The organism is Streptomyces sp. NPDC050504 (assembly GCF_044458065.1).
GTDB lineage: Bacteria > Actinomycetota > Actinomycetes > Streptomycetales > Streptomycetaceae > Streptomyces.
Map to the genome: position 1 here is coordinate 215930 of NZ_JBITHO010000006.1, position 14143 is coordinate 230072.

At 72.6% G+C, this 14143-nt stretch carries 13 protein-coding genes; 9 read left to right on the forward strand and 4 right to left on the reverse strand.

Features of this window, described 5'->3' with window-relative positions; all coding sequences use genetic code 11:
- Nucleotides 1–2: 2 nt before the first annotated feature.
- Nucleotides 3–896, reverse strand: coding sequence for an NADP-dependent oxidoreductase (locus ACIBNE_RS23680; protein WP_399274603.1), 894 nt, complete (start codon nucleotides 894–896; stop codon nucleotides 3–5).
- 87 nt (nucleotides 897–983) lie between these two features.
- On the opposite strand from ACIBNE_RS23680, the gene ACIBNE_RS23685 reads away from it, so the two are divergent.
- The 4 genes from ACIBNE_RS23685 (at nucleotide 984) to ACIBNE_RS23700 (ending at nucleotide 5502) form a co-directional block, all read left to right on the forward strand.
- Nucleotides 984–1571 carry a TetR/AcrR family transcriptional regulator gene (locus ACIBNE_RS23685; RefSeq protein ID WP_399274604.1) on the forward strand — a complete coding sequence of 196 codons (588 nt, stop codon included), beginning with the start codon at nucleotides 984–986 and terminating at the stop codon, nucleotides 1569–1571.
- A 138-nt stretch (nucleotides 1572–1709) separates the two neighbouring features.
- Nucleotides 1710–2285 carry a dihydrofolate reductase family protein gene (locus tag ACIBNE_RS23690; protein WP_399274606.1) on the forward strand — a complete coding sequence of 192 codons (576 nt, stop codon included), beginning with the start codon at nucleotides 1710–1712 and terminating at the stop codon, nucleotides 2283–2285.
- A 210-nt stretch (nucleotides 2286–2495) separates the two neighbouring features.
- Nucleotides 2496–2819: a hypothetical protein gene (locus tag ACIBNE_RS23695; protein WP_399274608.1), complete on the forward strand. Its 324-nt coding sequence runs from the start codon at nucleotides 2496–2498 to the stop codon at nucleotides 2817–2819.
- Nucleotides 2820–3063: 244 nt separating this feature from the next.
- Nucleotides 3064–5502, forward strand: coding sequence for a tetratricopeptide repeat protein (locus ACIBNE_RS23700; protein ID WP_399274610.1), 2439 nt, complete (start codon nucleotides 3064–3066; stop codon nucleotides 5500–5502).
- Nucleotides 5503–5523: 21 nt separating this feature from the next.
- On the opposite strand, the gene ACIBNE_RS23705 is transcribed toward ACIBNE_RS23700, so the two are convergent.
- On the reverse strand, nucleotides 5524–6261 hold the full coding sequence (locus tag ACIBNE_RS23705) for a VOC family protein (protein ID WP_399274612.1): 738 nt from the start codon (nucleotides 6259–6261) through the stop codon (nucleotides 5524–5526).
- A 266-nt stretch (nucleotides 6262–6527) separates the two neighbouring features.
- Between ACIBNE_RS23705 and ACIBNE_RS23710 the strand changes: the two genes are divergently transcribed.
- Entirely contained in the window at nucleotides 6528–8012 is a 1485-nt protein-coding gene (locus tag ACIBNE_RS23710; RefSeq protein WP_399274614.1) for an alpha/beta hydrolase, read from the forward strand.
- Nucleotides 8013–8077: 65 nt separating this feature from the next.
- Here ACIBNE_RS23710 and glsA read toward each other — a convergent pair whose 3' ends face one another.
- Nucleotides 8078–9430 carry a glutaminase A gene (gene glsA, locus ACIBNE_RS23715; protein ID WP_399274616.1) on the reverse strand — a complete coding sequence of 451 codons (1353 nt, stop codon included), beginning with the start codon at nucleotides 9428–9430 and terminating at the stop codon, nucleotides 8078–8080.
- 247 nt (nucleotides 9431–9677) lie between these two features.
- Nucleotides 9678–10820 carry a serine hydrolase domain-containing protein gene (locus tag ACIBNE_RS23720; RefSeq protein WP_399274618.1) on the reverse strand — a complete coding sequence of 381 codons (1143 nt, stop codon included), beginning with the start codon at nucleotides 10818–10820 and terminating at the stop codon, nucleotides 9678–9680.
- A gap of 217 nt (nucleotides 10821–11037) precedes the next feature.
- Between ACIBNE_RS23720 and ACIBNE_RS23725 the strand changes: the two genes are divergently transcribed.
- The 4 genes from ACIBNE_RS23725 to ACIBNE_RS23740 are packed head-to-tail and all read left to right on the forward strand — an operon-like array spanning nucleotide 11038 to nucleotide 14109.
- Nucleotides 11038–11220: a hypothetical protein gene (locus ACIBNE_RS23725; protein ID WP_399274619.1), complete on the forward strand. Its 183-nt coding sequence runs from the start codon at nucleotides 11038–11040 to the stop codon at nucleotides 11218–11220.
- Entirely contained in the window at nucleotides 11217–12089 is an 873-nt protein-coding gene (locus tag ACIBNE_RS23730; RefSeq protein WP_399274622.1) for a hypothetical protein, read from the forward strand. Before ACIBNE_RS23725 ends, ACIBNE_RS23730 begins: the two co-directional genes overlap by 4 nt.
- The gene (locus tag ACIBNE_RS23735; protein WP_399274623.1) at nucleotides 12086–13009 is read left to right on the forward strand and encodes a DUF6895 family protein; all 924 of its coding nucleotides are present in this window, start codon (nucleotides 12086–12088) and stop codon (nucleotides 13007–13009) included. The genes ACIBNE_RS23730 and ACIBNE_RS23735 overlap by 4 nt, the downstream gene beginning before the upstream one ends.
- Nucleotides 13006–14109: a serine hydrolase domain-containing protein gene (locus ACIBNE_RS23740; RefSeq protein ID WP_399274625.1), complete on the forward strand. Its 1104-nt coding sequence runs from the start codon at nucleotides 13006–13008 to the stop codon at nucleotides 14107–14109. Before ACIBNE_RS23735 ends, ACIBNE_RS23740 begins: the two co-directional genes overlap by 4 nt.
- Nucleotides 14110–14143: the final 34 nt, after the last annotated feature.

Sequence of the window (14143 nt, forward strand, 5' to 3'; positions counted from 1 at the left end):
GTTCAGACGACGATGACCCGGCGCCCGCGCGTGTGACCGGCGCGGCTGTCGATGTGCGCCTTCGCGGCTTCGGTGAGCGCGTACGTCTTCTCGACCGGAATGCGGAGCGCGCCCCGCGCGACGAGGTCGGCCGCCTCGGCGAGGGCCTTCGGCACGTCCCCGGTGACGCCGGAGAAGCGGACACCGAATTCGGGCGCGCCGAGATCGGCGATGGACACCACCTTCCGGGGGTCTCCGGTCAGCCCGACGAGTTCGCGGATCACCCCCGAGCCGGCCAGGTCGAGGGCCGCGTCGACCCGGCCGACGCGCCGCACCCGCTCGACCCAGCCCTCGCCGTACGTCGTGGCGATGGCCCCCAGGCCGCGCAGGTACTCCTGATTGGCGGCGCCCGCCGTACCGATCACCGTGATGCCCCGGTCGCGGGCGATCTGCAACACCGCCGAACCGACTCCCCCGGACGCCCCGCTGACCAGCAGCGTCCCACCGGGCTCCACGCCGACCTCCCGCATCACGCGCAGCGCGGTCTCCACCACGGATGGGTACCCGGCCGCCTCCTCGAACGCCATGCCTTCGGGCATGCGGGACCAGGCCGACAGCACGGCGAATTCGGCGTAGGTGCTCGCGCCCCGCCCGAACACGCGGTCGCCGGCCTCGATCCCGACGACGCCCTCGCCGACCTCGTCCACCACTCCGGCCGCGTCCTGCCCGACCCCCGAGGGCAGCTCGACCGGACGGACCTTCTGGAACTGCCCTTCCCTGATCCTCCAGTCGACGGGGTTCACCCCCGCCGCCCGCACGGAGACGCGCACCTGGCCGGGGCCCGCATGGGGCTCTTCGGCGTCAATGAGTTGCAGGACGTCCGGACCGCCGAACTCGGCGAAGCTCACTTTTCTCATGGCACCGACCATAGGACTAACGGTTAGTGTTTCACAACGGATAGCTTTAAGTAACGGATGCAGTTTCGCATCTGGTAGCTTCGCCGCATGACCGCGCCCACCGGACGCCGCGAGCGCAAGAAGGCCGCGACCCGACAGAAGATCGCCGACACCGCCCTGCGGCTCTTCCTGGACCGCGGCTACGACGCGGTGGGCATCCGCGACGTGGCCGCCGAGGCCGACGTCGCCGTCACCACGCTCTTCTCCCACTTCGCCTCCAAAGAGGCCCTGGTGTTCGAGCAGGACCAGACCTTCGAACAGGGCCTCGTCCGGGCCGTCACCGACCGGGCACCGCACGAATCGGTCGTCCCCGCGTTGCGGCGCGAGATCCACGCCCTGGTCCGGCACTGCGCCGCGGACAGCGCGGATCCGGTCTGGCGCATGATCGCGACGTCACCGGCCCTGCGGGAGTACGAGGAGTCGATGAGGCTGCGCCACGCGGAATCGCTCGCGGCGGCCCTCGCCGCCGATCCCGAACTGCCGCAGACCGCGACGGCGTGCCGGGCGATCGCCAGGTTCGCGGTCGACGCCTACTCGCTGGCCCGCGAGGCCGCCGACCCGCAGGCCGCGGTGGACGAGATCTTCCACATGATCGAAGCGGCCTGGGAAGCAGCCGCGCCCCCTCGGCGCGGGTGAGGAACCGCCCTTGCGGACGGGGCGGAGGCCCACCTGGTCGTCGCATGCCGAACGCGTTGTCGTTTCTGTCCAAGACGGCCTCGGCCGCGCGTTCTACTGTTGCCCCAGTGGTTCGTTCAGTCTTGAGGAGACAGCATCATGCGCAAGTTGGTCTACACCGGTTTCATGTCGCTCGACGGCGTGGTGGACTCGCCCGGTGGGCCGGAAGAGGGACACCGCAGCGGCGGTTGGGTGGTCAAGGACCTCGACTTCGTCCCCGAGGCGTGGGCGTTGAAGGGCGAGGAGCTCGCCGACACCACCGCGCTGGTGTTCGGGCGGCGCAGCTACGAGGCGTTCGCCGCGGTGTGGCCGGGCTCGGAGGACCACGCCGCCTACAAGGACCTGCCCAAGTACGTGGTGTCGTCCACGCTGTCCGATGACGCCCTCGTCGAGGGCTGGGGACCGACGACCATCCTGCGCTCCACCGAGGACGTCGCCGCGCTGAAGGAGAGCGAGGGCGGGGCGCTCTTCATCCACGGAAGCGCGGAGCTCGCCGGACGCCTGTCGGACGCGGGCCTGATCGACCAGTACAACCTGCTCGTGTTCCCCGTGCTGCTCGGCGCGGGCAAGAGCCTGTTCGGCCGGACCGACCGCGACAAGCAGATGCTGGCACTGCGCGAGTCGGAGACCTACTCCAACGGAATCGTGAAGCTGGTCTACGACGTCAAGCACTGACCCGGGCCGAGGCCGGAGCCGTGGGACCGCGTGAGAGCCGATGCCGCCGCACCGGCGGTTGTCAGTGCCGGGTGCCAGGATCGTGGCATGCCTCTGTACGACTACTTCTCAGCTTCCGGTGACGACACGGCTGTCGGCGCTCTCGACCAGCTCGGTGGGCCCGGATCTTCGGGGTTCGACACAGTTCCCCTCAAGGGAGTCGATCCGATCGTGACGATGGCCTCCCTCGAAGCGATCCTCACCGGCCGCACCTACGACGAGGCGTCGGCGAGCCCGCGCGCCGGCCGCCTCGTCTCCCCTCCCGAACACGAGAGCGCGTTCGTCATCAGCCTGTCCGACACCCTGCGGGACGCCTTGGCCGCCGCCTCGCGCGACGGCCTGGCCGAGGCCGCGGGCACATGGGCCGAGACGGACGAGCTACAGGCGTACGGCATCACCGCCGACGGCGCCCGGGAGGTGCTGGCCCAACTGTCCGCTCTGGCAGCACGCGCCTCCTCGGGACGTCTCCGCCTGTACTGCTGGTGGGCCTTGTAGGGCAGGTCCCTGGCGGTGGGCCTTGTAGGGCAGGTCCCTGGCGGTGGGCCTTGCAGGGCGGGTCCCTCACCGGCCCGCCCTCCGGCGCTCTCCGCCGTCTTGGCCGAATCGGGGACCCCTCGCGCGTCTCTTTCCCCCGGGAAGCCCTGCCGAGGACGCGATCCCCCTACCGTGGGCTTCGCGGAGCACGTTGTCGGGACGTGCTGTCGGGACACGTCGCCGGGCAGGCGACCGAGGAGCGCCGGTGAGCGATCAGAGTGACGCTGCGCGGGCGGGCGCTGCCGGCTCCTCGTCGGGTACGGAGCCCGTGCGCAACGAGGTGTCGGGCAGTGCCGTGTCGGGCGGTGTGGTCCAGGCCGGGAGCATCGAAAGCTTCCAACAGCACGCGGCGTCGCCGACCGCCGTCGGCCAGGGCAGTGCGGCCATCGGCTTCGCCGCGCAGGTCGTGCTGACGGGCGCGCAACCGGTGCTCGTCGCGTGGCCGCACCAGACGGGTGTCGTTCCGCGCCAGGCCGACTGCTTCCGGCCCCGCGCCGAACTCGCCGAGGCCTTGCGCGCGGCGTCCGGCGACGAGGGAGCGGGCGAGTGCCTGGTCCTGTCGGGGGTCGGCGGGGTCGGCAAGACCCAACTGGCCGCCCATCACGCCCGTCGGGTCTGGCAGGCGGGCGAGGTGGACCTCCTGGTGTGGATCACCGCTTCCAGCAGGGAGGCCGTCATCGCGGCGTACGCCCAGGCGGCGAGCGAGACGCTGGGCGGGCCGCTGTCCGAACCCGACCGGGCGGCATCCGCGTTCCTCGCCTGGCTCCATCCCAGGCCGCGCTCGGCGGACGGCGACGCCCGCCGGTGGCTGGTGGTCCTGGACGACGTCGTCGATCCCGCCCATCTGCGGGGCCTGTGGCCGCCGCGCAATCCCGGCGGCCGGACGCTGGTCACCACCCGCCGCCGGGACGCCGCCCTGGCCGGTCACCACCGCAGCCTCGTGGAGGTCGGATTGTTCACTCCAGCCCAAGCGCTCGCCTACCTCAGCGACACCCTGGCTGTCCACGGCCGCCAGGAGGCGCCCGATGAACTCGCGGCCCTCGCCGAGGACTTGGGGCACCTTCCGCTGGCCCTGTCCCAGGCCGCCGCCTACCTCGTCGACGCCGACCTCGACTGCGCGAGCTACCGCGCCCGGCTGGCCGACCGGAACACCACCCTCCACACCCTGTTGCCCGAACCGTCCGGTCTGCCCGACGACCAGGCCGTCGCGGTGACCGCCGCCTGGTCGCTCTCCGTGGAACTGGCCGACCGCACGCGTCCGCGGAACCTGGCCGGTCCGATGCTCCAACTGGCCTCGGTGCTGGACCCCAACGGGATACCCGCCCACGTCCTGACGAGTCCCCCGGCCCTCGCCCACCTCGCCGACCGGCGCGCCGCCGCCACGTCGTCCGGCGCGCACCCCGGCGAAACGGCAACCGCCACGGCGGAGGAAGCCGCCGAGGCGGTACGCACCCTCCATCGGCTGAGCCTCGTCCACCACACGTCCAAGAACCCCTACCGGGCCGTGCGCGTCCACCAGCTCATCCAGCGCGCCGTACGCGACAGCCTTCCGCCCGGTCAGGTCGAGTCCTGCGGCCGGGCCGCCGCCGACGCCCTGATGTCCGTGTGGCCCGAGGTCGAGCGCGACACCACGCTCGCCCAAGCGCTCCGCGCCAACGGGGAGGCACTGCGGGAACTCGCCGAGGAGGCCCTGTGGCAGCCGACCCCCCACCCCCTGCTCCTCCGCATCGGCCAGAGCCTGGGCGGAACCGGACAGGTGACCGCCGCGTGCCACCACATCGGCCGCCTCGTGGAAACCTCACGAGCGCGCCTCGGCCCCGACGATCCGTACACACTCGACGCGCGCCGCGTGCTCGCCCTTTGGCGCGGGGAATCGGGGGAGGCCCAAAACGCGGTGGCCGAACTCGCCGACCTGCTGGCGCACCAGCGGCAGTTGCTGGGTCCCGACCACCCCGACACCTTGCGCACCCGGAGCAGCCTCGGCCACTGGCAGCGGTACGCCGGGGACACCGCCGGTGGCGTCACGACCTTCGCGGACCTGCTGGCGGACCAGCGACGGCTACTGGGAGCCGATCACCCCGACACGCTCGTGACCCGACGCGACCTCGCCCACTGCGAGGCCCGGAACGGTGATTTCGCCACCGGGGCGAACGCACTCGCGGAGGTGCTCCCCCGCCTCACGGAAAAACTCGGAGCGGAACACCCCACTACGCTCCTGACCCGCCACGACCTCGCCTTCTGGCAGAGCAGGGCGAGCGGCGACACCTGCCGCGCCGTCGAGGAGCTCACCCGGCTGCTGCCCGACATGGAGCGCGTGCTCGGCCCCGAGCACCACCACGCGCACATCACCCGCAGCAACCTCGGCAACTTCCAGGGCGAGGCCGGAGACGTGGCGGGAGCCGTGGCCACCCTCACCGCCCTGCTGACCGACCGCAAACGGGTGCTGGGCGCTGACCACCCCAAGACGCTGCTCACCTGCGGCGACCTCATCCGGTGGCAGGCCCGCACCGCGGATCCCGCCCTCGCCGCCGCGGCGTTCACCGATCTGCTGGAGAGGTTGCACCACGTTCTCGGCCCTGACCACCCCACCACGCTCAAGATCCGCAGCTACTTCGCCCTCTTCCGCGACGCGGCAGGGCGCTGAGGAGCGGACCGTGGCCCGGGGTCAGCGAGGGGAGAGGAGGCAGAATTCGTTGCCTTCAGGGTCGGCCAGGACCGTCCAGGAGATCGCGGACTGGTCGATACCGGGGTCGGTGGCGCCCAGGGCGCGCAGCCGGTCCGCCTCCGCTGCCGGGTCGTCACCGACGTAGGGGCCGACGTCCAGGTGGACCCGGTTCCACCCGCTCTTCGTGTCGGGAGTGCGAACGAACTCCAGGTAGGGGCCGACCCCCTCGGCCGAGCGCATGGTCGCGAAGTCGTCGGTGACCTCGTGCGTCGTCCAGTCCATCGCCTCGCCCCAGAAGCGGGCCATCTCCCGGGGGTCGGCGCAGTCGACCACGACGGCGGCGACCGGCCCGGTGTCCCGGTAGACCGGGCGGGGCTCCAGGACGCAGAACTCGTTGCCCTCCGGGTCGGCCAGAACCGTCCAGGGAACGTCGCCCTGGCCCACGTCGACGGGCGTCGCGCCGAGTTCCTTCAGGCGCGCGACCAGTTCCGCCTGGTGGGCGGTCGAGGTGGTGGCGAGATCGAGGTGCACCCTGTTCTTCACCGCCTTGGGTTCCGGACTGGCGACGAGGTCGATGCAGACGGCCACGGGGTCCGGGTAGGAGAAACCCACGGGTTCGAGGTTGGTGACGCCGGGGCCCTCGCTGTCGACGCCCCACCCCAGCGCCCGCGCCCAGAACCCGCCGAGCGCGGAGTCGTCCTCGGCCTTCATGTTGATCTGCACGAGCCTCGTTGTCATGCGCAGATACTAGACGCCGTCGCCGCCCCCCGGCCCGTGGACATGTGTGTGCGGCGGCCGACGCCGATCCCTGCTCCGAGCTGGGCATGTGCACTGCTCAGCGCCGCCGCCCCGAGCATCCCTCAACTACCCTGAACGGTCCCCGATCCGCCCCGGAGAAGTCCCTGACAGAGACATCGCGGGGGCGACGGAGCCTCTAGCGTGACAACCGTGCCCCCGGCCGGTCCGCACACCTGACACGACCGCTCTCGTCACCAGGAGGATCCATGTTGTTCAGGGGCAGATCCGCACCGAGGCGCCTCGCCGCGCGGGGTACGGCCATGGCCGTGGGGGCCGCAACGGCCGTCGTCACCGCTCTCGCCGCCGCCCCCGCGGTCGACGCATCGCCGTCCGCGGGCGGGGACTTACGGTGGGCGCCGTGCGGCGACCCGGCGAAGCCCGGAGCCGAGTGCGCCTCTCTTTCCGTGCCCGTCGACTGGGCCGACCCGGACGGGCCGAGGCTCGATCTGGCCGTGGCCCGCCGGAAGGCCACCGGACCCGGCGCCCGCGTCGGTTCGATGGTGTTCGGTCCCGGCGGGCCCGGCGACTCGGGCGTGGAGACGGTGGTGCGCCGCGCCGGCCGGTTCAGCCCCGAGGTCCGCCGCAGGTTCGACGTCGTCAGCTTCGACCCGCGCGGCGTGGGCCGCAGCAATCCGGTGGTCTGCTCCGACGACCTGCTCGCCGAACGGCCGTCACCGCGGCTGAGGAGTCAGGCGGACTTCGAAGCGACCCTGAAGTACAACGAGCGGCTCCGTGCCGACTGCCGGGCCCGTACCGGCCCGGTGTTCGAGCACCTCGACACCGCTCAGACGGTCCGCGACCTGGACGCCCTTCGGGCCGCCCTCGGCGAGCCGAAACTGACCTTCCACGGCAGCTCGTACGGCACGCTGATCGGGGCGCAGTACGCCGAGACCCATCCGGGGCGTGTGCGCGCGATGGTGCTGGAGAGCGTCATGGACCACAGTGTCGCCACCACGCGCGCCTTCCTGCGGGCCGAGGCGGCCTCGGCGCAGGATTCGTTCCGGGAGTTCGTGAAGTGGTGCGGCGTCGCACCGGACTGCGCGCTGCACGGCCGCGACGTACGCCACGTCTGGCAGGGCCTGTTGGCCCGCGCCGGGCGCGGCGAGCTGGCGGACCCGGCGCGGCCGGGGGTCTCGTTGTCCTCTTCGGACCTGGTCAACAAGGTCGCGTTCCGGAAGTTCTACCAGGCCGATTACGCCTTGCTCGCCACCGCGATCGCGGGGATGGAAGCGAGCGAGCCCCTGTCGGCGTCGCCCACCACGACGGCCCCGCTGCCTTCGGCCGTCCCGGTCTTCTGCTCGGACTGGCACCTGCCGGTGCGCGACTACCGGGAGTACGCGTCGCTCGTCGCCACGATGGGAGCGACCGCGCCCGATCTGCCCTACCTGCTGCCGATCCAGATGGTGGCGGCGTGTCTGGGCGCGCCGACCGCCAACCCGCAGCACCGCCTGGACGTGCGCGGCGCGCCGCCGATCCTGCTGTCCAACGCGCTGCACGACCCGGCCACCGGACATCCGTGGGCGGTCTCGGTGGCCCGGCAGCTCGGCCGCGGCGGCGTACTCCTCACTTACGAGGGACACGGGCACGGCAGTGTCACCAGCGGCCCGTGCATGGAGGGTGCGGTGGACGGCTACCTCGTCCGGCTGGCAGTCCCGCCACGGGGCACCAGCTGCCCCGCGGTTCCGTCCTGACGGCCCGCAGGACCGGGCAGGGCAGGGCCGGGCAGGGTCGGTGCCGACCGGCACCCCGGAGGCGGTCAGGGTGAGGGCGGTGACGCCGCCTGTGCCAGGAAGCGGTCCTCGCACCAGGCGACCGCGTCGTCGCGGGTGGCCGCCCAGAAGCCGGGGTGGCCTTCGGCGCGGCCCAGGAGGGGTTCTTGAACCGCGACGGCCACCTGGTGACCCCGTCGTTCGAGGTCCCTGAGGGCCGCGTTGATCATCGTGGCCGGTCCGCGGCTGATACCGGTGACCGCCGTGAGGTCAAGGACCATCCCGCCGGGCGCGGCGGGGACGGCCTGTGCCACCGCGTTCAGGAGTTGCTCGGTCTCGGTGAACTCCAGGTCGCCCTGGGCGCCGACGACGGCGATGAGCCGCCGGTCGCCGTCCAGGGCAGCGGTCCTTTCGGCATCGCGTGCGCGGGAGGACCGTGCCGCGTGCACGGTGTCGGTGACGGTGGCCGTCAGGTGCACGGGGGTGTTCATCAGGTGCAGTGCGAACTGCTGGGACATTTCGGTGAGGGCGGCCACGCCCCGTACCGAGTTGCCTTCCGCGTCCAGGGGCGGGCTGTAGACCGCGACGCCGAACCGCCCCGGGCTGGCCGCGATCAGCCCGCCCGCGACGCCGCTCTTGGCGGGCAGGCCGACGTTGAGCAGCCACTTCCCCGCACCGTCGTACATCCCGCAGGTGGCCATGACCGCCAGGGTCCGCACCGCGACGTCCTGGGCGACGACGCGCTCGCCGGTGACCGGGTTGCGGCCCCCCTTGGCCAGGGTCGCGGCCATGACCGCCAGGTCGGCGGCGGTGACCCGTACGGAGCACTGGCGGAAGTAGCTGCCGGTCACGGCGTAGGGGTCGCCCGCCAGCGATCCGGCCGAGCGCATCAGATAGGCCAGCGCCCGGTTGCGGTCACCGGTGGCGGCCTCGGAGGCGTACACCTCCTCGTCGTAGTCGAGGCGGCGGCCCGCGAACGCCGACAGCCACTCCAGGATGCGGGCGTCCCGCTCCTCGGGGTCGGCCGCCGCGACCAGCGCGGTGGTGGCGATGGCACCGGCGTTGACCATCGGATTGGCCGGTCGGCCCGTGCCAGGCTCCAGACTGATCGCGTTGAAGGCCTCGCCGCTGGGTTCGGCGTCGACGTGCCCGAGCATCTCTTCGGGCCCCAGGTCGGTCAGGGCCAGGGCGTAGACGAAGGGCTTGGACACCGACTGGATGGTGAACGGGGTGTCGGCCTTCCCCGCGTGGTAGGAGCGGCCGGCCATGCTGGTGATGGAGATCCCGAAGTCGTCCGGGTCGGCCTGGGCGAGTTGGGGAATGTAGGAGGCGACTTCGCCGTCCTTCAGCGCGCTGATGCGCCGGTGGAACTCGTTGAGGGCCTCCGTCACCGGATCCATGGTGTCTCGCGCTTTCTGGGCCGCCGGTCGTCCAGCGGACGGCGCTCGGTGGGCACCCTCGCCGCTCACGCTCCGGAACGTGGGGGACGATCCCGAGTGTGAGGGAAGGCCGGTCGCCCCGCACATCGACGGGACCGGGCGGGACGCGGGGCCTCGCTCCTGCGGCGTACGGCGTCCTGCTGTCCGTGGTGACCGGCGGAGGCGGGAAAAGCGGGTTCGGCCTTCCCTCGCCTCCGCCGGATGCGCGTCAGTCGCAGAACGCCTTGTCCAGGAGGGCGTCGACGGCATCGTCGGGGTCGCCTCGGAAGTCGGGCGTGAGCGCGATCGTGGCCTGCCTGCGGCCGTCCTCCGTGGAGAACGACCAGGACTGGTACGCCAGGGCATCGCCGTCGTTGCCGTACACCGGCACCCCGCACGAGGTGCCCCGCCGTCGCAGCCCCAGCCCGTACGTCCCGTCCGTGACACCCGGTGTCTTCATCTCGTCGAGCAGGTGACCCGGCAGGAGGCGCCCGTCGAGCAGCGCGGTCATGAACCGGTTGAGGTCGTTCGTCGTGGAGACCATCTCGCCGCCCGCGCCCATCACCGAAGGATTCATCACGGTGAGGTCGACGAGGCGCTTCTCGGCGCCCTGCTGTATCGGTACGTAGCCGTGCGGGTGCGGACCTCGAATGCGCGGGGACGTTCCCGGCAACGAGGTGCCGCGCAGCTTCAACGGGCGGATGATCCGGCGCTCGATCTCCTTGCCGTACGACCGGCCGGTCGCCTTCTCGATGATCTGACCGAGCAGGAGGTAGCCGGTGTTGGAGTACGCGTAGCCGGATGCCCGCGGTTCGGACGTCTGCGGGCCCGCCACCGCCCGCCGGATCAGCTCGGCCGCGGACCAGGTGCGCAGCCGGTTGTCCAGGAACTCCCGCGTCGGCGGCATCGGCAGCGTACGACGGTAGTCGGGCACCCCGCTCGTGTGGTTGAGCAGCTGCCGTACGGTGATCCGGTCGCCGCCCGGCACGGTGCCGGGCAGCCACCTCTCGACCGTGTCGTCCAGCAACAGCCGCCCCTCGTCGACGAGTTGCAGCACGACGGTCGCGACGAACGTCTTCGTGATGCTGCCCGCCCTGAACCGGTCGCGCGCCGAGACCGCCCGCGTCGTGCCCAGTTCGGCGACACCGCTCGTACCCCGCCACACGCCGTCCTCGTCACGCACCTCCATCAGTGCGCCCACCGCGCTCTCGGCGGTGATGCCGTCGAGCCCTTCCTGGAGCCCGGCACGGCCCGCGCCCTGCGACCTCGCCGGCTTCGTCGGCTCCTCCGACGCCGCAAGCGCGGCGGTCGGCGCCGCGAGCACCACCAACGCGGTCGTCACCGTCACCAGCATCCGGTGCGCTCGCTTCATCCCTGCCTCCCTCGGAACGCCCTGTCTCTTGGGCAACAAGCCTGCTGGAGAAGGCCGATGGCATCGATGGGGCCCGTCACCGTATCGAGCCTGGGGCTACCCCCACCGGTCGGAGCGCTCCGCATCGCTCAAAAGACATATGGGATGAACTGTCCTAAACTGGTTCACGGCTGGCCGTCACTGGACACAGTGACGACATTCCTATGAGGAGGCACCGATGCTTGCTCACCACACACCGCTTCTCACCGCTCCGACGGACACCGCGTTGCTCGGCAGCGTCATGGTGGAACCCGAAGCGGTTCTGAGCGACGCTCCCACGTACGCGCCGGAGGCCGCGGGCTTCCTGCTGCTGCTGGCGCTGATCTCGCCGAAGGAACCGAAGGAGCCGAAGGACAAGTGAGCCCCGATCGGTCGCAGGCCGCGTACGCGGGATCGGCGGCTGATCTGGCACTCCGTGCCCTCGATGCCCTGCGCGGCATCGGGGGCACCGCCATGATCGCCGGCCATGCCGAACAGACGGATGATCCGCAGGCGGCCCTCGCTGCCATCCGCATCGTCGGGGCGGACGCCTTCGCCCCCTGTGTCCTGGCCGGAGCGGAGTTCCACCCGGCGGACGCGGCAGCCGTCGCGCAGTCCTTCGCGGTGTTCCCGCCCCCCGCGCACGCCCCCGCTCCCCCGCCGACGGGCCCCGCCGAGCCCTGGCTCGCCGCGTGGCGGGACTGGGCGACGGCAGCGATGCTCACCCGTTTCACCGAAGACCCTCAGGGCCTCGCCACCGGAAGCCCGACCGGGCAGAACGGCAGCGCCGAGGGCGGCCGCGCGGAACCCCTCTCCGGTACGGGCCCCGGTGACGCCCTGGCCCCCCGGCCCTCCGTCGCCCCGCTCCTCGTGGACACGGAACCGGGACCGGAAGGCGGCGCGGAGGGCGGTCGGGCCGCCGACGGGCCGGGCGCGCCCTGGCAGGTCTGGTCCGTCCGGATGGGCCAGCTCTCCCCGCTCGCCCTGCCCGGACTCGACGGCCCCGTCCACGGCGCGGCCCGCTCCGCCCCGCTGGCCCTCGCCAGGGGCGCCACCCGGGCGGTCCTGCGCCGCGACTTCCCCACCGCCGCCCGCATCACCCGCTGGCTCGCCCTGCTGGCAGCCGACGGCGTGCCCCTGCCCCTCGATCCCGTACCGCTGGTCGAACACCTGCGGCTGCACGGCGGCGGCCCGCGCCTGGGCCTCGACGTCGCGATCGCCCGGCGCCTGCTCGCCCTGGAGGACGCATGACGGCATCGGTGACGCGTACCGCGCACGAGGTGAGCACCCGGGCGCTCGGCTGGCTCCACGCCCACCGGGAGCTCGGCGCCCTGCCCGCCGACACCACCGCCGACCTCGGCGACCCCGACAGCGTGTACAAACCGCTGGGCGAGAGCGCGCTCGCCGCCTCGCTCGTCCTGCGGGAGTCCGTGGCGGGCAGCACCGAGCTGCGGCAGGCCCGCGAGCTGATGGACTTCTGCTGGCTCCAGCTCAGCGACGGCGACATGCTCTACGAGCGGTTGCTGCGGTACTCGCTGATGACCGACCCGCTGGAGACGTACGCGCCCTTCGCCCGCGTCGGGCTGCGCCACGCCCCCCTGGAGAAGCTCCTCGCCCACACCAACGCCCTGCGGTCGGTGCGCGGCGCCGAGGTGCTGCCCAACCGGCGGCTGGCCGTCGCCAACGCGGCCCGCGTCGTCGGCCTCGAAGAGGACGCGCTGCCCTACGACTGGCAGGCACTGGGCCGCGCCACCTGGCTCGGTGCCGCTCCCGAACCCTGGCTCATCGACTGGATGACCGGCTACTGCGTCACCCACACGGTCTTCCACCTCACCGACTGGGGCGCACTGCCCGGCGGCCTGCCCGACGACCTCGCCGCCTACACCGCGACCTGGCTTCCCGTGTGGATCGACATCTGGGCCGAGATCGAGCAGTGGGACCTGGTGGCCGAGCTGATGATCGTAGGTTGCTGCCTCCCCGAGCCGTACTGCACCGCGACCGACTGGGCGCGGCTGGCCCGCGCCCAGCAGCCGGACGGCCTGGTGCCGCGCGACGGCTCGCCCGTGCCCGACGATCCCGCCCGGCGCTTCGCCGACCACCAGCACACCGCCGTGGTCGCGGCCATCGCGGGCACACTGGCCGTGTCCCGGACGCTCGGCGCGACGGCGTGACCCCACTCGGTTTCCCGTCCACCGCACACGGCCGCGCCCCGGCCGACCCCGTCTGGGCGGCGGACGCGCTGGCCGCCCTGCGCGGCGCCGCTCCCGGCGCGAGCGCGGTCGCCCTGGCCGTACGGCGCGGCTCCGAGCGGGTCCTGCTCACCACCGGTGCCGCTGATGCCGCGACCCGGCACCGCCGCACACCGGCCGATCCCGACACGCGGTTCGAGATCGGCTCCCTCACCAAGACCCTCACGGCCCTGCTGCTGGCCGAGATGGTGGCGCGCGGCGAGGTCGCCTACGACGATCCGATCACCCGCTTCCTGCCCCGGGGCGCCGCCCCCCACCTGCCGGGCGGCACCCTCACCCTCCTGCACCTGGCCACCCACACCTCGGGCCTGCCCCGCCTTCCGCCCGGTTTCCTGCGTCGCGGAGCCCCCGCGTGGTTCAGCAACCCTTACGCCGACTACTCCCCCGCCGACCTGCGCCACGCCCTGGCCCGCACCCGGCTCAGGACGGCACCGGGCACCCGCGTGCACTACTCGAACTTCGGCGTCGGCCTCCTCGGCGAGCTCCTCGCGCACGCCGCCTGCGGCCGTTCCGGCCCCGGTTTCGCCCCGCTGCTCGCCGACCGCGTCCTGGACCCGCTCGGCCTCACCCGGACCAGCTGCGCCACCGACCGGCCGCAGGCCACCGGCTACTGGCACGGCAGACCGCGCCCCGCCTGGCAGATCCCCGCGCTGCCCGCCGCGGGGGCGGGCCGCTCCACCGCCCGCGACCTGCTGACGGTGCTCGACGCGCTCCTGGACCCGAGCGTGCCCGACGCCGTCCCCGATGCGTTGCGCACGGCACTCGCCGACGTCGCCACGCCCAGGATCGCCCTGCCGCGCACGGGCCGGCGCATCGCCCTGATCTGGAACGTCCGGCCCAGGCCAGGCCACGACCTGTACCACCACTCGGGCGGCACCCGCGGGTTCACCGCCTTCGCGGGGTTCAGCCCGCAAAGGGGCGTGGCGCTCGCCGCACTGGCCAACACGAGCCCCACCCTGACCGGCGCGTTCATCCAACGCGCCTACCTGGAACTGTGGAGCCTGGCGCGTACGGCCGACTGACGACTGGGTCGGCCCCGAGGCGTGCCGTCCAGGG